This is a genomic window from Nocardioides sp. (assembly GCF_041393715.1).
Classification (GTDB): domain Bacteria; phylum Actinomycetota; class Actinomycetes; order Propionibacteriales; family Nocardioidaceae; genus Nocardioides.
In genome coordinates this window covers 107,884-124,971 of sequence record NZ_JAWKJQ010000004.1, presented here as the reverse complement: position 1 = coordinate 124,971, position 17,088 = coordinate 107,884, and the positions used below count along the sequence as shown (strand labels likewise).

Here is a 17,088-nt window from a genome sequence, read left to right as displayed (position 1 = left end):
GAGGTGCCCCATGACCCGACGCGGTGTCGCCACCCTCGCGGCCGTCACGGTGACAACCCTGCTCGTCGTCGCCGCCCCCGCCGAGGCAGGGACGTTCCGCGGCAACGCCAGGGCCAACACGATCCACGCCACCTCACATGGCGACTCGGTGTGGAGCTACGGCGGAGCCGACAAGGTCTACGCGCGTGGCGGCTCCGACAGCGTCTGGTCCGGTTCCGGAGCCGACAAGGTCTACGGCGCGGCGGGCCAGGACCGGATCTGGGGCGAGGGCGGCAGCGATCGGCTCTTCGGGCAGGCCGGCGGCGACTCGATCTGGGGTGGTGGGGGCGGCGACCTCCTCGACGGCGGCGCCGGTCGCGACTCGCTGTGGGGTGGCGCTGGCAACGACAAGATCCGCTCGGGCGGGGACACCGTGAAGGACACGATCCACGGCGGATCCGGCGGCGACACCATCGTCATCGACGGCTACGACCAGGTCTGGGGAGAGGGCGGCAACGACACGATCACGCTGCGCGGGGCACCGCAAGGGTCCCTCAGCATCGACTGCGGGCCAGGCGACGACACCGTGGTGCTCGACGTGGCGATCAAGGTCCTGGTCACCGACTGCGAGCACGTGGTCTACCCGCCCGCCGCGCTTCCTCAGCTCAGCGCCGCCACCGCGGCGTCGTAGTCGGGCTCCTGGCCGATGGCCGGCACGAGCTGGGTGTGGAGCACCGTGCCGTCGGTGTCGAGCACCACGACGGCGCGGGCGAGCAGGCCGCGCCAGGGCCCGTCGGCCATCGCCACGCCGTAGTCGTCGCCGATGCTGCTGCGGAACGCCGAGGTCGTGAGCACCCGGTCGATGCCCTCGGCGCCACAGAATGCCTTGAGGGCGAACGGCAGGTCCTTGCTCACGCAGATCACCGTGGTGTTCTCGAGTGAGGCGGCCAGCTGGTTGAAGGTCCGCACGCTCTGCGAGCAGACACCGGTCCCGACGCTGGGGAAGATGTTCAGCACGACGCGCTGCCCGGCGTAGTCGGTGGACTCGACGTCCCGGACGTCGGCGTCGACGACGGTGAACGCCGGCGCCGAGGAGCCCACCTCGGGCAGCTCTGCGACGGTCTGGACGGTGGTGTCTCCGAAAGTGGTGGAAGCCATGAGGGGTGTCTAGCACAGCCGGGCAACGGCCGGTCCCGGCGGTCCGTCGGGGCGGGTCAGGGCCGGGTCAGGAAGTCGCCCACCAGCCGGTTGAACGTGGCGGCGTGCTCGATCTGGGTCCAGTGGCCGCACTCGCCGAAGAGGTGGCACTGCGCATGCGGCACCAGCTCGAGCAGCCGCAGCGCGTTGCTCATCGGGATCACCCGGTCCTCGCGACCGTGCAGCACCAGGGTCGGGTGCGGTAGGGCCCGGATCGCCTCGTCGGGCACCGTCATCGCATCCACCCAGCGCTGTCGGGGTTCTGGGAACATCGCCGCGAAGGACTCCTGGAAGCCGGGGCGCACCGAGGCGGCGTACCGCAGCTCCGCGAGCTCGTCGGTGACCAGGGATCGGTCGTGGGCGAACAGGTCGAGCAGCCCGCGCATCGCCTCCAGTGACGGCTGGTAGCCCCACACGGCGTCCAGCCCGGGCGTCAGCTCGAACGGCACGCCCACGGAGCCCATCAGCACCAGGCGGTGGACCCGCTCCGGCATCGTCGTCGCGATCGACAGCGCCAGCGCGCCCCCGAAGCTGTTGCCCACCAGACTGAAGCGCTCCAGGCCGAGCGCGTCCGCGAACTCGACCAGGTGCGTGCGCCACCGGTCCAGCCCGTAGGCCGCATCGGCGGGGCGCTCGGTGAAGCCGAACCCCACCAGGTCCGGCGCGAACACCTCCAGACGCTCCCCCAGCGCCGGCAGGTTGAGCCGCCAGTTGGCCCACGCCGACACGCCGGGTCCCGACCCGTGCAGCAGCAGTGCGGGCGGCACCGCGGACGGCTCGCCGGCGCGGTGGTAGTTGGTCTCGAGGCCGGCCGCCTGCACGCTCGCGCCGATCTCGGGGTTCTGCTCCACGCCGCCATCCTGCAACAGTGGGCCCATGCGGCCACCCACCCCGTTCCTCTCTGTGGACCGGTCGCGCGTCGAGGCCAACGTACGCCGGGTCGCCGGGTGGGCCGCCGACCGCGGGCTGGCGCTCCGGCCGCATGCCAAGACACACAAGTCCCCCGACCTCGCCGCGATGCAGCTCGCGCACGGCGCCGTTGGCCTGACGGTGGCCACGGTGGGCGAGGCGGAGGTGTTCGCCGACCACGGAGCCACCGACCTGTTCGTGGCCTACCCGCTTTGGGTCGACGCCGAGCGCGCCGGGCGGCTGGGCGACCTCGCGGGTCGGGTGCGGATCGCGATCGGCGTCGAGTCGCCCGAGGCCGCGGCCCAGGCGGGCCGGGCGCTCGCCGGCCGCCCCGTGGACGTGCTGGTCGAGGTCGACACCGGGCACCACCGCACCGGTGTCGCTGCCGCCGAGGCGGGCCGGGTCGCCGAGGCGGCTCTCCGCGCCGGGCTGTCGGTGCGGGGCGTGTTCAGCTTCCCCGGCCACAGCTACGCCCCACAGGGACGCGCCGCCGCTGCTCGCGACGAGGCCGTGGCCCTGGCCGAGGCCGCGGCGGGGGTCCGAGCGCTCGGTCTCGACCCGGTGGTCAGTGGGGGCTCGACGCCCAGCCTGGCGCACAGTGACGCCTCGGCACTCACCGAGGTCCGGCCCGGCGTCTACGTCTTCGGTGACGCGCAGCAGTGGGAGCTCGGCGCGTGCACCGCGGACGAGATCGCGCTCACCTGCCGGGCCACGGTGGTCAGCCGCGGTCCTGGGCGGTTCGTCGTCGACGCCGGGAGCAAGGCGCTCGGCGCCGACCGGGCTCCGTGGGCCACCGGTTTCGGCCGCCTGCTCGACGATCCCGAGGCTCGCGTCGTGCAGCTCTCCGAGCATCACGCGGTCGTCGAGTGCTCGTCCCCTCCCCCGCTGGGCAGCACCGTCCGACTGGTGCCCAACCACGTCTGCAACGCCGTCAACCTCGCCGACCGCCTCTGGGTCACCGAGCACGACCGGGCCGAGGACCCACGCGCCGCTCAGGACCAGCAGTGGGTGTCCTGGGCTGTCGCGGCCCGCGGCCGGAAAGCCTAGGTGGTCGCCGTACCATCGGCGCCATGCGTCGACCTCGTGTGCACCCGGCCGTCGTGGCCGCCGTCCTGTTGCTCCCGGTGAGCGCGCTGGCCGCCTGCGGCGACGACGCACCCGAGTCCAGCCCGGCGCCGGCCGCGCCGTCGTGCGCGTTCACGCCCGCCGGCGACGCCGCCAAGAAGGTCGACCTGCCGCCGAGCCAGGCCACCGCCACCGGGCCGGTCGAGGTGACCATCTCGACGACGCAGGGCGACCTGCACGCCACGCTCGACGGCGCGCACGCGCCCTGCACGGTGACCTCGTTCCTGTCGCTCGCCGACCAGGGCTACTTCGACTCCACGCCGTGCCACCGGCTCACCACCGAGGGCATCTACGTGCTCCAGTGCGGCGACCCGACCGGCACCGGCTACGGCGGCCCCGGCTACACCATCCCCGATGAGTACGACGACTCCGAGAGCTACCCAGCCGGCACCCTGGCGATGGCCAACGCCGGCCCCGGCACCGGCGGCTCGCAGTTCTTCATCGTCTACGAGGACACTCAGCTCGACCCGTTCTACACCGTCTTCGGGACCCTCGACGGCGAGAGCACCTCGCTGGTGCGCACCATCGCGGCGGGCGGTTCGACCCCGAAGGGCGACGGCAAGCCCAACACGGCCGTCGACCTCACCGGCGTCACCCTCGACTGACCGTGCGCTCCCACCCGTCAGGGCGCGTCGCTCAGTCCGCGTCGCCGGCCGCGAGCTCGCCCAGCCGGTAGTCCGCGGCCTCGCCGGCCGCGACCGTGCGCCCCACCGTGCAGAGCCGCTCGCGGGACTGCGCCAGCGCCCGCGGCAGGATCGCCCGGGCCGCGTCGCCGGCCTCGTCGTCGGGGAACCGCAGGTCGAACACCAGGCGCAGGTCGCTGAGCCGGTTGCCGCCGTCGTCGCGGACCTTCTCGCCGCTGGCCTCCGCCTCGAACACCACCGCCGTGGCCCGCTTGCGGGTGATGAAGTCGAGGTCGATCGAGGTACACCCCACCAGGGCGGCCAGCAGCAGCTCGGACGGGGTGAAGTCGGGGTCGGCCCCCGACCCGATCGGCAGCACGCCGCCGCGCGCGTTGGTGGCGAGGTAGCGGCCCTCGCCGATCTTGTGCAGCCGGACGGAGCGGTGGTTGTCCTGGGTCATGGGGCCAGCCTGCCACCGCGAGCCGCGGCACGGCGGGCCGACGCCGGCACCGCCACCCCGTCCGGCACGTCGGGCGCCGGCTCGGGCCGTCCGGCCGCGAGCCACAGCGGGACAATGCCCGCCCAGACGTCGCGTGGCTCGTCGTCCTCGGGGTCGTGGGCGTCGCTGCGGCCGATCTTCACGCTCCAGCGCTCCAACGGCACCCGCAGCACCAGCGTGGCGGCCAGCTCCTTGCGGGTGCTGGTGCGCAGCTCGCCGGACCGCCCGGGCAGCAGGTGGTCGGACAGCACCTCCAGGGCCCGCTCCTTGCGCTCCCCTTCCAGCACCTCGGCGACGCCGAGGACGACGGCGCTGCGGTAGTGCACGGAGCTCTCGAAGAGCGAGCGCGCGAACACCAGTCCGTCGAGGTGGGTGACGGTCACGCAGACCTCCGCGTCGACGCCCCGGCGCAGCACGCCCGCGCCGGTCGAGCCGTGCAGCAGGAGGCCGTCGCCGTCGCGGGCGCACGCGAACGGCAGCACGACCGGCCGCCCGTCGCGCACCACCCCCAGGTGCGCGACCAGTGCGTCGTCGAGGATCGCGTCGAGGTCGGCCCGGTCGCTCGACTGGTACTCCGGGAGGCGGCGTACCCGCAGCTCGTCGTCCACGCGGGGACGATAGCCCGCCCGCCGGGTCGGCACGAGCGCGGACGGCAGACGTCCCCGGCACCACGGGGTGCCGGGGACGTCGTTGCCCGAGTGGTCCGAGCGGTCAGTACACGACGATCGAGAACCGCTTGCGTCCCTCGACCACGTGCGACTGCGGGGCGGAGGTCTCCTGCGTCGACACCCGGTTCTTGCCGTAGGTGTCGATCATGGCCACCACCTCGTCGTTGCGGACGTGACCTGCGACGACCTTCTGCATCGCCGCGACGGTCTTGGCGCCCCAGAAGTCGTCGTAGACCCTGGTGCCGCCCATCACGCTGATCGTGCCGTCGGTGCCCTTGGCCTTGGCCGGGATGGCGACCGAGACCGGCACCGTGTGCGTGGCGCCCGTGCTGTCAGCCAGCGTGGCACGCAGCTTGAGCGTCTTGCCCGCCTTGGCCAGCACCGCGGACTTGGACCCGGTCAGCTTGACCCACTTGGTGCCCGACTTGTACTCGACGGCCGTCACCTTGAAGGTGCTGTTGTCGTCGGAGATGTCGCTGGTCATCGACACGTCGTCGAGCGTGACGCCCTTCATCCGGCCGAGCACGTAGACCATGTCGGGGATGTTCCAGACCGCGGAGAAGGTGATGTCGTAGTCCGACGCGTAGCGGTCGCTGACCTGGAGGCTGAACGGCGTGCCGTTCGGCTTCTTACCGTTGATGGTCCACGAGGTCTCCTCGGAGCCCGGCCCGTAGCCGTCCATCACCCGATCGTGGTTGGCCACGAACTCGTAGAACGTGACGTCCGGGTTGTAGTCCTGCATCGCGACGTGACTGGAGCCGGTCCGCGACCGGGTGCCATAGGTGACCGCCGAGGTGACGTCGAAGGTGTCGGGGACCGCGCCGAAGTTGCCGGTGATGCCGGTCAGGTGGTCGTCGGTGATGGTGCCGACGGGCTCGGCGATGTTGGCGACCTTGAACGGGTAGAGCGTCGGGTCCTCCTGGATGTAGACCGCATCGGCCGGGCTGAGGCCCGCGGTGATCTTGCCGCGGAAGGTCGCCGGGTGGCCGAAGCCGACCACGGTGTCATCGCAGACCGACGTGGCCGTGCCGACGCCGCCGATCGTGATGTCGCCGTAGGACATGGTCAGGGCCAGGTTGCCACCGGCCACGACGGTGTCGACACCGACCGCGGCGGCCGACGTGGTGCCGGCCGTGCCCGCGGCGCGGTCCAGGTAGGGCCGGTTGCGGGTCTTGCTGAGCCGCTCGGCGCGGATGCCGGCCACACCGGTCGGCACCGGCAGCTGCTCGAAGCCCTGAGACGCCTGGGCCTTGGTGACCTCGCTCCCGGCGGCGATCTTGGCGGCCGCTCCTGGCGAGATCTTGAGGGTGACGGGCGCGGGGGGCAGGTAGTCGTTCATGTCCTCGAAGGGCGTCACGCCGGCCACCGGCGAGGGACCGAAGGCGAGCCCGTAGGCGACCGCACCGATCAGCTGGCCGTTCTCGGCGTAGACGGGCGAGCCGGACATCCCGGCCCAGATGCCGCCGACCCGGTCGATCTCCGGGTTGCTCAGCCGCACCATGATCATGTCCAGGCCCGGCGCGATGCCGTCCTTCAGGACGCCGAGCACGGTGCCGGTGAAGGCATCGGGCGTCGTGCCCTTGCTGACCGTGAGGCCGTGCACGGCCTGGTCGGCGACCAGGTCGGCCACCGGGAAGGGCGTGGCGCAGTCTCCGACCACCACCGACTGAGCCGGTGTCGGGGCCGAGACGATCCCCACCAACGCAGTGGCCGCGGCTGCGGCCAGCACGAGGAGGGACCGGGTCCCCCGCTTGCTTGTTGCCATGTGAACTCACTCTCCGATCCAACGGTCCACGGCGGCTTGTTCCCCCGTTGCCGGGTAGGACGCTAGACCAACTGAAATGGTTGCCGCCTGAGTAGGAGAACTCGACTCGCCGATGGATACCCCGGACCGCTGCGCGATGATGTTCCGGTGACCCCCACCCGCGTCGCCGTGGCCGCCACCGGTGAGCAGGCGCTGCGGGCCGGACTGGCGGTGGCCGCCGAGGGGGGCAACGCGGTCGATGCCGCGCTCGCCGCCTCGTTCGTTGCGCTGGCGACCGAGCCCGGGATGGTCAGCCTGGGCGGCGGCGGCTTCGTCGCGGTCTGGCCGGCCGACGGCGAGCCGGTCGTGGTCGACGGCAATGTGGCCATGCCCGGCAGCGAGGCGCCCGCCGAGCGGTTCGGGACCGGGCTGCGCGAGGTGGTGACGACCTACGGCGGCGGCGTGACGATGTACGCCGGCCACGGCTCGGTGGCGACGCCGGGGGCGCTGCCCGCACTCGCGCAGGCACACGAGCGCTTCGCCCGGCTTCCCTGGCCTCGGCTGCTGGCGCCCGCCACCACGGCCGCCCGCGATGGCTACCCGATGAGCCCGGCCGCCTCGCGCTACCTCGGCTTCGTCGCGGAGTCGCTGTTCGGCCGCGACGCGGAGGCGCACGCGCTGGTGACCCGCCGCGACGGAGGGCTGCTCGAGGGCGGCGAGACCACGAGCAACCCGCTGCTGGCCGAGGTCCTCGACCAGCTGGCCGTCGACGGCGCCGAGCTGTTCCGCACCGGTGCCGTGGGACGCGCACTGGTGAGCGACATGGAGGCACACGGCGGCCTCGTCGGGGCGGCCGACCTGACGTCGTACCGTCCCGAGGTGCGGCCGGCCCACGTGCTCGACGTGGGTGACTGGCGGATCGCCACCAACCCTCCCCCGTCGGTCGGGGGGCCGATGCTGGCTGTGATGCTGGGCGAGCTCGCGCGGCGCGGCGACTGGACCTGGAACGACGCGATCGAGATCCAGCACGCGGTGCTGGGCTACCGCCGCGACGTGCACGACGCCGCGGCCGACCTCGAGGCGGAGGGGCGGGCGCTGCTCGACCGGGTGACCGCCGGTGGCCTCGGTGCCCTGCGCGGGTCGTCGTCGACGGCCCACATCTCTGCGGTCGACGCCGACGGCAACGCGTGCGCGGTGACGATGAGCAGTGGCTACGGGGCCGGGATGTGCATCCCCGGCACCGGGATCCTGCTCAACAACACCCTGGGCGAGGTGGAGCTCAACGGCCGCGGCCTGCACGCCGCTCCCCCGGGCACCCGGCTGGCCTCCAACATGGCGCCGACCACCGGGCGGACGGCCGACGGCCGGGTGCTCGCGATCGGCTCGCCGGGCGCCGACCGGATCACCACGGCCCTGATGCTGGTGCTCGGCCAGGGCTGTCTGCACGGCGCGGACCTGCGGCACGCGATCGCGGCCCCGAGGCTGCACGTGCGGGTGGGTGGCGAGCGGGTCCGCGTCGAGTTCGAGCGAGACCCCGGGCTCGCCGCTGCCGTCGCGGCGGCCGGCCTGGCGGCCGAGGAGTACGCCGAGCCGCACATGTACTTCGGCGGTGTCGGCGCGGCGTACCTCCGTCGCAGCGGCGCGGTCGAGGCGGCCGGCGACGCCCGCCGCGAGGCCGCCGTCGGCGTCAGCCCCTAGACCGCGGGCCCCTGGGCGCGCAGGTCGTCGACCTGGCTCATCGCCTCGCGCAGCTGGGTGAGCCAGTCCTCGGTGTGCTCGCCGACCAACCGGACGGCCCAGGCGAGCGCGTCGGACCGCGACCGGGCGACGCCGGCGTCGACGAGCGTGTCGAGGACCCGGCGCTCGGGCTGACGCAGCCGGGTCATCACCGGCACCGCCAGGTGGGTGAACAGCGCGGTCACCTCCCCGTGTGTGACGCCCCAGGCGACCTTGCGCTGGTAGCGCGCCTCGGCCTCCTGGGCGATCTCGATCCGTTGCTCTCGGGTCTCGGCGCGGAACCGGGAGATCCGCCCCTCGGCTGCGGCGTCGTCGTCGGGCGGGTCCCCGGCCAGCGTGCCGACCACCGTGATCTCCTCGCGGTCGACGGTGACCTCGAGGTCACCGAACCAGCCGTCGGGCAACCGGCCCTCGAACCACGACCCTGCGTCGTCGGCCGGCGGCAGGTCGGCGGTCTGCCAGCCGCCGCGGCGGCCGTGCCGGCCGCTGTGATGGTGCTTCATGGTGTTCCTCCTGAGTGCTTACTTGATTACAGTGTTGCACGCAGGACAAGCGCTCCCCGGACACACGACCGGCGCCGCCTCGGTGAGCGAGTGCGGCGCCGGTCGGATGGTCGCCCGAGAGCGACGTGGTGGTCAGCTCCGGAACGCGTCCTTGACGTCCTCCGCTGCGTCCTTGACCTTGTCGCCGGCGCTCTTGACGTTGGCCTCGGCCTGGTCGGCGCGGCCCTCGGCCTCGAGCTCCTCGTTTCCGGTCACCCGCCCCGTGGTCTCCTTCGCCTTGCCGCCGAGCTCCTCGGCCTCGTGCCTGATCTTGTCGTCCATGCCCATGGGGGCTCCTCTCATCGGGGGGTCTGAGTGGTCTGCGCCCACCCGACCCCGGACTCGTCGGCGGTGTCGTCCGACCCGCCGGTGACCTTGTCGCGCGCCGCGGCCGCGGCGGCCTGGGCCTTGTCGACGGCGGCCGCGGTGGCGACCGTCGCGGTCTCCTTCGCGAGGTCGGCGGCCTGGTGCGACTTCTCCTGCACCCGCGGGTCGTCCTTGACCCTCAGGAACCCGCGCTTGATCTGCTCGTAGCGCCCACGACCGGCGCGCGAACCGAGCACGTAGCCCACCGCCACGGCGGCGAGCAGCAACAGCTTCTTCACGTCGTCCTCCCTCGACAGGTTCGTTGTCGAAGGGAGTACCCCCTCGCGCGCGTTCCACTCGCCTTCGGGGCGGATGCCGGGCATAGACTGCGAGCGAGGTCACAGTCCCCGTTCCGGCAGGAGCCATGTCCACGCCCACCTCTTCCCCGGCGACCGCCGAGCGCGCCGCGCTGGTCCGCGCCGTCGCCGAGCAGCACCGCGAGGTCCGCGGTCCTCTGCTCCCCGTCCTGCACGAGCTGATCTCGGAGTTCGGCTACGTCGACCCGGCCGACGTACCCGTGGTCGCCGACGTCCTCAACCTGTCCGCCGCCGAGGTCCACGGCGTGGTCAGCTTCTACCACGACTTCCGCACCACCCCGCCCCCACCGCACGTCGTCGCGCTGTGCCGGGGAGAGGCGTGCCAGGCGGTCGGCGCGCAGGCGCTCTACGACGACGCGCGAGCCTCCGACCGGCTGGGCGAGGCCGAGGTGCAGCAGGTCTTCTGCCTGGGCAACTGCGCCTTGGGACCCTCGGGCCTCGTCGACGGCGCCCTCCACGGGCGGCTGAGCCCGGAGCGACTGGCGGAGCTGACCCGGGGGTGGGGCGGGTGACCACGGTCTACGTCCCGGGTGACGCCAGCGCGGTGGCCGTCGGCGCCGACGAGGTGGCCGCGGCCTTCGCCGAGCTGGTCGACGTCACGGTGGTCCGCACCGGGTCCCGCGGCCTGCTGTGGGCCGAGCCGCTGGTCGAGCTCGAGGTCGACGGCGTGCGGCTCGGCTTCGCCAATGTCGAGCCGGGTGAGGTCGGCTCGGTGCTGGACGGCTCGCTGGAGCGCCTCGAAGGTCGCTTCCTGGGCGTCGTCGACGACCACCCCTGGCTGGCCCCTCAGCGCCGGGTCACCGCCGCGCGGGTCGGCGTGGTCGACCCCGCCTCGATCGCCGACTACGAGGCCCATGGCGGCTGGTCCGGGCTGCGCCGTGCGCTCGGCCTCTCCCCCGCGGAGGTGGTCGCCGAGGTGACCGAGTCGGGGCTGCGCGGCCGCGGCGGCGCGGGCTTCCCGGCCGGGGTGAAGTGGAAGACCGTCCTGGAGACACCGGCGGAGCAGAAGTTCGTCGCCTGCAACTTCGACGAAGGCGACTCCGGCACCTTCGCCGACCGGATGGTCGTCGAGGGCGACCCGTTCACCCTGGTGGAGGGCATGACGATCGCCGCCCACGCGGTCGGCGCGACCGAGGGCTACGTCTACGTCCGCTCGGAGTACCCCCACGCGATCGCGGCGCTGCGGCGCGCCATCGAGGCGGCCTACACCCACGGGTTCCTCGGCGACGACGTGGCCGGCAGCGGGATGCGCTTCGACCTGCACGTGCGGGTCGGGGCCGGCGCCTACATCTGCGGCGAGGAGTCGTCGATGCTCGAGAGCCTCGAGGGCAAGCGGGGTGAGGTGCGCGCGAAGCCGCCGATCCCCGCGATCGCCGGGCTCTTCGGACAGCCCACCGCGGTCAACAACGTGCTCACGCTCTGCACGGTGCCGATGATCCTGGCCGACGGCGGCGCGGCGTACGCCGAGCTCGGCACCGGCCGCTCCCGCGGCACCCAGCTCTTCCAGCTGGCCGGCAACGTCGCCCGCGGGGGGCTCGTCGAGCTGCCGTTCGGAGTGACCCTGCGGGAGCTGCTCGAGGACTACGCCGGCGGCACGCGCACCGGGCGGCCGATCCGGGCGGTGCAGGTCGGTGGTCCGCTCGGGGCCTACCTGTCTCCCGAGCAGTTCGACCTGCCGATGGACTACGAGGCCTTCGCCGAGGCGGGAGCGATGGTGGGGCACGGCGGCATCGTGGTCTTCGACGACTCCGTCGACATGGCGCGGATGGCGCGCTTCGCGATGGAGTTCTGCTCCCTCGAGTCGTGCGGCAAGTGCACGCCCTGCCGGGTCGGCTCGGTCCGCGGCGTGGAGACCCTCGACCGGATCATCGCCGGCGACGACGTGGCCGCCAACCTGGTGTTGCTCGACGACCTGTGCGAGACGATGACGAAGGGGTCGCTGTGTGCGATGGGCGGGCTGACGCCGATGCCCGTCCAGAGCGCGATCCGGCACTTCCCCGAGGACTTCGACCGGTCCCCGGCCACACCCGAAGGAGCAGTGCGTTGACGGTTCTCGACGAGCCCGGCCAGGGCTACGCGACCGAGCCCGACCTCGGCACGCCCGCCGTCGCCGCCGACGCCACGGCCACCGTCACGATCGACGGTCGCGAGGTCACCGTGCCCGCCGGCACGTCGGTGATGCGCGCCGCGGCCGAGGCGGGCGTCGACATCCCGAAGCTCTGCGCGACCGACTCGCTCAAGGCCTTCGGGTCCTGCCGGATGTGCCTGGTCGAGGTGGACGGCGCGAAGGGCACGCCGGCGTCGTGCACCACGCTGTGCAGCGACGGCATGGTGGTCTCGACCCAGACCGACCAGGTGCAGCGGCTCCGCCGCAACGTCATGGAGCTCTACCTCTCCGACCACCCGGCCGACTGCGAGGGCTGCGCGCGCGGGAACTGCGAGATGCAGTCGCTGGCGGTCACGGTCGGCGCGGTCGAAGCGCGCTACGGCGCGGGCCGGACCCACCTCGACGACGCGACGTACGACGCCAGCAACCCCTACTTCGACTACGACCCGGCCGCCTGCATCGTCTGCTCGCGCTGCGTGCGGGCCTGTGGCGAGGTCCAGGGCACCTTCGCGCTGACCGTCGAGGGTCGCGGCTTCGACTCCCGGATCACCCCCGGCGGCACCGACTTCCTCTCCTCCGAGTGCGTGTCGTGCGGTGCCTGCGTGCAGGCCTGCCCGACGTCCGCGCTGCAGGAGAAGTCGCTGGTCGAGCTCGGCATGCCGACCCGGGTGGTCGACACGACCTGCGCCTACTGCGGTGTCGGCTGCTCGTTCCGGGCCGAGGTGACGGGCGAGGGTGAGGACACGCGGGTCGTGCGGATGATGCCCGCGAAGTCCGGCGGTGCCAACGAGGGCCACTCCTGCGTCAAGGGGCGCTTCGCCTACGGCTACACCAACCACACCGACCGCCAGCTGGACCCGATGGTGCGCGACACGATCGACGACGAGTGGCGCGTGGTCTCGTGGGAGGAGGCGATCGCGAAGGTCGCCGACGGGTTCGCGGCCATCCAGCGTGACCACGGCGTCGGCGCGATCGGCGGCATCTCCTCCTCGCGGTGCACCAACGAGGAGGTCTACGTCGTCCAGAAGATGGTCCGGGCGGCGTTCGGCAACAACAACGTCGACACCTGCGCACGGGTCTGCCACTCCCCCACCGGCTACGGACTCAACCAGACCTTCGGCACCTCGGCCGGCACCCAGGACTTCAAGTCGGTCGAGCAGGCCGACGTGGTGCTGCTGATCGGGGCCAACCCCACCGACGCCCACCCGGTCTTCGCCTCGCGACTCAAGCGGCGTCTCCGGCAGGGCGCCCAGATCGTGGTGGCCGACCCGCGCCGGATCGACCTGGTGCACGGTCCGCACATCGAGGCGGCCCACCACCTGCCGGTGCTGCCCGGGTCCAACGTGGCGTTCGTCAACGCGATGGCGCACACCGTCGTCACCGAGGGCCTGCACGACGAGGCGTTCCTCCGCGACCGCTGCGAGAACGTCGACGACTACCTCGCGTTCATCGCCCGCCCCGAGAACTCCCCCGAGGCGACCGAGGAGATCACGGGCATCCCCGCCGCGAGGCTCCGTGACGCCGCGCGTCTCTACGCCGGCGCCGGCAACGCCGCGATCTACTACGGCCTCGGCGTCACCGAGCACAGCCAGGGCTCGACGATGGTGATGGGCATGGCCAACCTCGCCATGGTCACCGGCAACATCGGCCGCGAGGGCGTGGGCGTCAACCCGCTGCGCGGCCAGAACAACGTCCAGGGCTCCTGCGACATGGGGTCCTTCCCCCACGAGCTGCCCGGCTACCGGCACATCTCGCGACCCGAGGTGCGGGCGATCTACGAGGATCTGTGGGGAAGGACGCTCGACCCGGAGCCCGGGCTGCGGATCCCCAACATGTTCGACTCGGCCCTGGCCGGGACGTTCCGCGGGCTCTATGTCCAGGGTGAGGACATCGCCCAGTCCGACCCCAACACGCAGCACGTCGAGGCGGCGCTGCGGTCGATGGACCTGGTGGTCGTGCAGGACCTGTTCCTCAACGAGACCGCACGGTTCGCCCACGTCTTCCTGCCCGGCACGTCCTTCCTGGAGAAGGACGGCACCTTCACCAACGCCGAGCGGCGGATCAACCGGGTCCGTCCGGTGCTGCCGCCGCGCCAGGGCAAGGACGAGTGGCAGATCACCTGTGACATCGCCGCTGCCATGGGCTTCCCGATGGACTACGCCGGTGCGCACGAGATCATGGACGAGATCGCGGCCACCACGCCGACCTTCGCGGGAGTGTCGTTCGCGCGACTCGACGCGGAGGGCTCGATGCAGTGGCCGGTCACCGACGCGGCTCCCCACGGCACGCCGACGATGCACGTCGGCGAGTTCGTCCGGGGCAGGGGCAACCTGGTGGAGACGGTCTACGTGCCCACCACGGAGCGCACCAACCGGCGCTTCCCGCTGGTGTTGACGACCGGCCGGATCCTCACGCAGTACAACGTCGGCGCGCAGACCCGTCGTACGGCCAACCAGACGTGGCACCCCGAGGACATCCTCGAGATCCATCCCGCCGACGCCCAGGTGCGGGGCATCTCCACCGGCGACCTGGTGGAGCTGTCGAGCCGGGTGGGGGCGACGACGCTGCGAGCCGAGGTGTCCGAGCGGATGCCGGCCGGCGTGGTCTACACGACCTTCCATCACCCCGTCACCGGGGCCAACGTCGTGACGACGGAGAACTCCGACTGGGCGACCAACTGCCCGGAGTACAAGGTCACCGCGGTCGAGGTCGGGGTGGCCAACGCACGCCGCGAGACCGACGCCGAGGCGGCCGCCCGTGACGACCGCGAGCCGGCGGGGCGCTCGTGAGCGAGACCACCCAGCACACCGGCCTCGCACCCGAGGCGCGGATGGGCAACGACATCGCCCGCCAGTTCGCTCACCTCGGCGAGGAGGAGGCGGTCGCCCGGATCGCCGCCCACATCGACCGGTTCTGGGAGCCGCGGATGCGCCACGCGCTCGAGGCGCTCGCCGCGGCCGGCGACGACACCCTCGACCCTCGCCTGGCCGCGGCCGCCCGGCGGCTCTAGGGGGTTGTTGCTTCACCATGCTGAGTAGCTGACGTCGCACTTCGCACGGTCGGTTGGGCGTGCCAAGTGCAGCTTCGACCACTCAGCATGGTGAAACATCGGCCCCGGCCCACGCCCACCGACCGGGCACGGAAGGATTCACGAGGTGCTGACTCGCTGGGGTGCGTTCGTCGCCCGCCGTCGTGTCGCGGTGCTGCTGGCCTGCGTGGCGGTGGTGGCGGCAGCGGCGGCGTACGGGCTGGGCGTCTTCGGGTCGCTGTCCAACGGCGGCTACTTCGTCGAGGGCTCGGAGTCCTGGGACGCCGCCACCACGATCCGTGACGACTTCCCCGACCAACCGGTCGACGTCTTCGTCATCTATCGCAGCGACGACCTCGTCGTGACCGACCAGGCGTTCGCCGACGAGGTCGCGGCCCGGGTCGGCGAGGTCACCGCGGCCCACCCCGACCTGGGCGTCCGCAGCTTCTACACCACCGAGTCGCCCGCGTTGGTCAGCGAGGACCAGCACGCCACCCAGGTCCTGCTGACCTTCCCGGGCGTGGGCGACGAGGCCGGGCTCACGCTGTTCCGCGAGATCGCTCCCGAGCTCCGCTCCGAGGTGCTCACCACCGACATCGGTGGGCCGATGGCGCTCTACGACGACGTCAACACCCAGGTCAAGGAGGACATCGCGAAGGCCGAGGCGATCTCGCTGCCGCTGGTGCTGCTCCTCAGCCTGGTCATCTTCGGCAGCCTCGCGGCCGCCGCGATGCCGACCCTCGTCGGCGGGGTCGCGGTCCTCGGCGCGTTCGCGGTGGTGCGGATGATCGCGGGCGTCGCGGACGTCTCCGTGTTCGCGATCAACGTGATCACCCTGCTCGGCATGGGTCTCGCCATCGACTACGCGCTGTTCGTCGTGAGCCGGTTCCGCGAGGAGCTGGCCGCCGGCGACGGCACCGCCGCGGCACTCGGCCGCACCATGGGCACCGCCGGCCGCACCGTCTTCTTCTCCGGCATCATCGTCGCCGCCTCGCTCTCGTCACTGCTGCTCTTCCCGCTGTCCTACCTGCGCTCGCTCGGGTACGGCGGCATGGCCGCGGTGCTCGTCGCGATGCTCGCGTCGCTCACGGTCCTCCCCGCCGTGCTGGCCCTGCTGGGTCCACGGATCGAGTGGGGCCGCGTCGGCCGACGTCGCCCGGCCGGACGCCACAGCACCGGCCACCACCGGTGGGCCGCGATCGCGCACAGCGTGATGCGGCGCCCGGTCGCCTACGCCGTCTCGATCAGTGCGGTGCTGATCGTGCTCGGCGGCCCGTTGCTGCACGCGGAGTTCGGCGGGGTCGACGAGCGGGTGCTGCCACGGGAAGCGCCCAGTCGGGCCGCGTCGATCGTGCAACAGGACCTGTTCGGCGGGGAGCGGTCGAGCGCCGACCTGCTGGTCACCGGCGGCAGCGAGGCCGACCTCGCTGCCTACGCCGACCGGCTGGGCACGCTCGACACGGAGGCCGACCTGGTCGTCGTCCCTGTTGCCACGGCCGGCCAGGTGGCCCTCTGGCAGGCGTCGTGGCCCGGTCACAGCCAGTCGCAGGAGTCACAGCAGGTCGTGAAGGACCTGCGTGCGGAGCCGGTGCCGGACGGGATGAGTGTGCAGGTCGGCGGGGCGACCGCGACGACGGTCGACATCGTCGCGGCGGTCGGTGACCGGCTGCCGTGGATGGCCCTGACGGTCGTCGTGGTGATGATGGTGCTGCTGTTCGTCGCGTTCGGCTCCGTGGTGCTGCCGATCAAGGCGATCCTGATGAACACCGTCTCGCTCGGGGCGTCGTTCGGTGCCCTCACCTGGATCTTCCAGGACGGACATCTCTCGGGGCTTCTCAACTTCGAGCCCACCGGCTATCTCGACGCCACCCAGCCGATCCTGATGCTCGCGGTGCTGTTCGGGCTGTCGATGGACTACGAGGTGTTCCTGCTGTCGCGGATCCGCGAGGAGTGGGACCGCACCCACGACAACACCGCCTCGGTCGCCGCCGGCGTCCAGCACACCGGCCGGATCATCACCAGTGCCGCCCTGCTGCTGTCGGTGGTGATCGCCGGATTCGCGACCTCGGACATCGTGATGATCAAGTTCGTCGGCGTGGGCATGCTGGTCGCGGTGCTCCTCGACGCGACCGTCGTCCGGGCGCTGTTGGTGCCGGCGACGATGCGGCTCCTCGGCCGCGCCAACTGGTGGGCGCCCGGTCCACTGCGGCGGTGGTGGGAACGGCACGGGATCCGCGAGCACTAGGC

At 72.3% G+C, this 17,088-nt stretch carries 17 protein-coding genes; 9 read left to right on the top strand and 8 right to left on the bottom strand.

Going from position 1 to position 17,088, the window contains the following annotated elements; translation table 11 throughout:
• The first annotated feature begins 10 nt into the window (after positions 1 to 10).
• A complete protein-coding gene (locus tag R2740_RS07695) occupies positions 11 to 670 on the top strand; it encodes a calcium-binding protein (protein ID WP_371302104.1) in 660 nt (219 codons plus the stop codon).
• Here the strand turns inward: R2740_RS07695 and tpx are convergent.
• Positions 640 to 1,137, bottom strand: coding sequence for a thiol peroxidase (gene tpx / locus R2740_RS07690; protein WP_371302103.1), 498 nt, complete (start codon positions 1,135 to 1,137; stop codon positions 640 to 642). The two genes, R2740_RS07695 and tpx, sit on opposite strands and share 31 nt — an antisense overlap.
• Before the next feature lie 56 nt (positions 1,138 to 1,193).
• The gene (locus tag R2740_RS07685; RefSeq protein WP_371302102.1) at positions 1,194 to 2,027 is read right to left on the bottom strand and encodes an alpha/beta fold hydrolase; all 834 of its coding nucleotides are present in this window, start codon (positions 2,025 to 2,027) and stop codon (positions 1,194 to 1,196) included.
• Between the two features lie 25 nt (positions 2,028 to 2,052).
• Here R2740_RS07685 and R2740_RS07680 point away from each other — a divergent pair, with 25 nt between their 5' ends.
• Positions 2,053 to 3,132 (top strand): alanine racemase, encoded by a 1,080-nt coding sequence (locus R2740_RS07680; RefSeq protein ID WP_371302101.1) that lies wholly within the window; start codon positions 2,053 to 2,055, stop codon positions 3,130 to 3,132.
• Between the two features lie 23 nt (positions 3,133 to 3,155).
• On the top strand, positions 3,156 to 3,815 hold the full coding sequence (locus tag R2740_RS07675; RefSeq protein ID WP_371302100.1) for a peptidylprolyl isomerase: 660 nt from the start codon (positions 3,156 to 3,158) through the stop codon (positions 3,813 to 3,815).
• Between the two features lie 31 nt (positions 3,816 to 3,846).
• Here R2740_RS07675 and R2740_RS07670 read toward each other — a convergent pair whose 3' ends face one another.
• The 3 genes from R2740_RS07670 to R2740_RS07660 all read right to left on the bottom strand — a co-directional run bounded on the left by R2740_RS07670 (position 3,847) and on the right by R2740_RS07660 (position 6,765).
• Positions 3,847 to 4,293: an OsmC family protein gene (locus tag R2740_RS07670; RefSeq protein WP_371302099.1), complete on the bottom strand. Its 447-nt coding sequence runs from the start codon at positions 4,291 to 4,293 to the stop codon at positions 3,847 to 3,849.
• Complete coding sequence (locus R2740_RS07665; protein WP_371302098.1) at positions 4,290 to 4,940, bottom strand: pyridoxamine 5'-phosphate oxidase family protein; 651 nt, start codon at positions 4,938 to 4,940, stop codon at positions 4,290 to 4,292. The genes R2740_RS07670 and R2740_RS07665 overlap by 4 nt, the downstream gene beginning before the upstream one ends.
• Before the next feature lie 103 nt (positions 4,941 to 5,043).
• Positions 5,044 to 6,765, bottom strand: a complete 1,722-nt coding sequence (locus tag R2740_RS07660; RefSeq protein ID WP_371302097.1) for a hypothetical protein — start codon at positions 6,763 to 6,765, stop codon at positions 5,044 to 5,046.
• Positions 6,766 to 6,912: 147 nt separating this feature from the next.
• On the opposite strand from R2740_RS07660, the gene R2740_RS07655 reads away from it, so the two are divergent.
• Entirely contained in the window at positions 6,913 to 8,442 is a 1,530-nt protein-coding gene (locus tag R2740_RS07655; protein WP_371302096.1) for a gamma-glutamyltransferase, read from the top strand.
• Here the strand turns inward: R2740_RS07655 and R2740_RS07650 are convergent.
• The 3 genes from R2740_RS07650 to R2740_RS07640 form a co-directional block, all read right to left on the bottom strand.
• The gene (locus R2740_RS07650) at positions 8,439 to 8,984 is read right to left on the bottom strand and encodes a hypothetical protein (protein ID WP_371302095.1); all 546 of its coding nucleotides are present in this window, start codon (positions 8,982 to 8,984) and stop codon (positions 8,439 to 8,441) included. The genes R2740_RS07655 and R2740_RS07650 overlap by 4 nt on opposite strands.
• A 132-nt stretch (positions 8,985 to 9,116) precedes the next feature.
• Positions 9,117 to 9,311 carry a CsbD family protein gene (locus R2740_RS07645; RefSeq protein ID WP_371302094.1) on the bottom strand — a complete coding sequence of 65 codons (195 nt, stop codon included), beginning with the start codon at positions 9,309 to 9,311 and terminating at the stop codon, positions 9,117 to 9,119.
• Between the two features lie 11 nt (positions 9,312 to 9,322).
• Positions 9,323 to 9,628, bottom strand: coding sequence for a hypothetical protein (locus tag R2740_RS07640; RefSeq protein ID WP_371302093.1), 306 nt, complete (start codon positions 9,626 to 9,628; stop codon positions 9,323 to 9,325).
• Positions 9,629 to 9,753: 125 nt separating this feature from the next.
• Between R2740_RS07640 and R2740_RS07635 the strand changes: the two genes are divergently transcribed.
• From R2740_RS07635 to R2740_RS07615, 5 genes are all read left to right on the top strand, one after another.
• Positions 9,754 to 10,218: an NAD(P)H-dependent oxidoreductase subunit E gene (locus tag R2740_RS07635; RefSeq protein ID WP_371302092.1), complete on the top strand. Its 465-nt coding sequence runs from the start codon at positions 9,754 to 9,756 to the stop codon at positions 10,216 to 10,218.
• Entirely contained in the window at positions 10,215 to 11,753 is a 1,539-nt protein-coding gene (locus R2740_RS07630) for an NADH-ubiquinone oxidoreductase-F iron-sulfur binding region domain-containing protein (protein ID WP_371302091.1), read from the top strand. Before R2740_RS07635 ends, R2740_RS07630 begins: the two co-directional genes overlap by 4 nt.
• On the top strand, positions 11,750 to 14,602 hold the full coding sequence (fdhF, locus tag R2740_RS07625) for a formate dehydrogenase subunit alpha (protein WP_371302090.1): 2,853 nt from the start codon (positions 11,750 to 11,752) through the stop codon (positions 14,600 to 14,602). Before R2740_RS07630 ends, fdhF begins: the two co-directional genes overlap by 4 nt.
• Positions 14,599 to 14,823, top strand: a complete 225-nt coding sequence (locus R2740_RS07620; RefSeq protein WP_371302089.1) for a formate dehydrogenase subunit delta — start codon at positions 14,599 to 14,601, stop codon at positions 14,821 to 14,823. The genes fdhF and R2740_RS07620 overlap by 4 nt, the downstream gene beginning before the upstream one ends.
• A 145-nt stretch (positions 14,824 to 14,968) precedes the next feature.
• Positions 14,969 to 17,086, top strand: a complete 2,118-nt coding sequence (locus R2740_RS07615) for an MMPL family transporter (protein WP_371302088.1) — start codon at positions 14,969 to 14,971, stop codon at positions 17,084 to 17,086.
• The last annotated feature ends 2 nt before the right edge of the window (positions 17,087 to 17,088 follow it).

Bases quoted from the DNA above. Each gene is read 5' to 3' on its own strand.
- R2740_RS07695 (WP_371302104.1), top strand. From the start codon at position 11: ATGACCCGACGCGGTGTCGCCACCCTCGCGGCCGTCACGGTGACAACC.
- tpx (WP_371302103.1), bottom strand. From the start codon at position 1,137: ATGGCTTCCACCACTTTCGGAGACACCACCGTCCAGACCGTCGCAGAG.
- R2740_RS07680 (WP_371302101.1), top strand. From the start codon at position 2,053: ATGCGGCCACCCACCCCGTTCCTCTCTGTGGACCGGTCGCGCGTCGAG.
- R2740_RS07675 (WP_371302100.1), top strand. From the start codon at position 3,156: ATGCGTCGACCTCGTGTGCACCCGGCCGTCGTGGCCGCCGTCCTGTTG.
- R2740_RS07670 (WP_371302099.1), bottom strand. From the start codon at position 4,293: ATGACCCAGGACAACCACCGCTCCGTCCGGCTGCACAAGATCGGCGAG.
- R2740_RS07660 (WP_371302097.1), bottom strand. From the start codon at position 6,765: ATGGCAACAAGCAAGCGGGGGACCCGGTCCCTCCTCGTGCTGGCCGCA.
- R2740_RS07650 (WP_371302095.1), bottom strand. From the start codon at position 8,984: ATGAAGCACCATCACAGCGGCCGGCACGGCCGCCGCGGCGGCTGGCAG.
- R2740_RS07645 (WP_371302094.1), bottom strand. From the start codon at position 9,311: ATGGGCATGGACGACAAGATCAGGCACGAGGCCGAGGAGCTCGGCGGC.
- R2740_RS07635 (WP_371302092.1), top strand. From the start codon at position 9,754: ATGTCCACGCCCACCTCTTCCCCGGCGACCGCCGAGCGCGCCGCGCTG.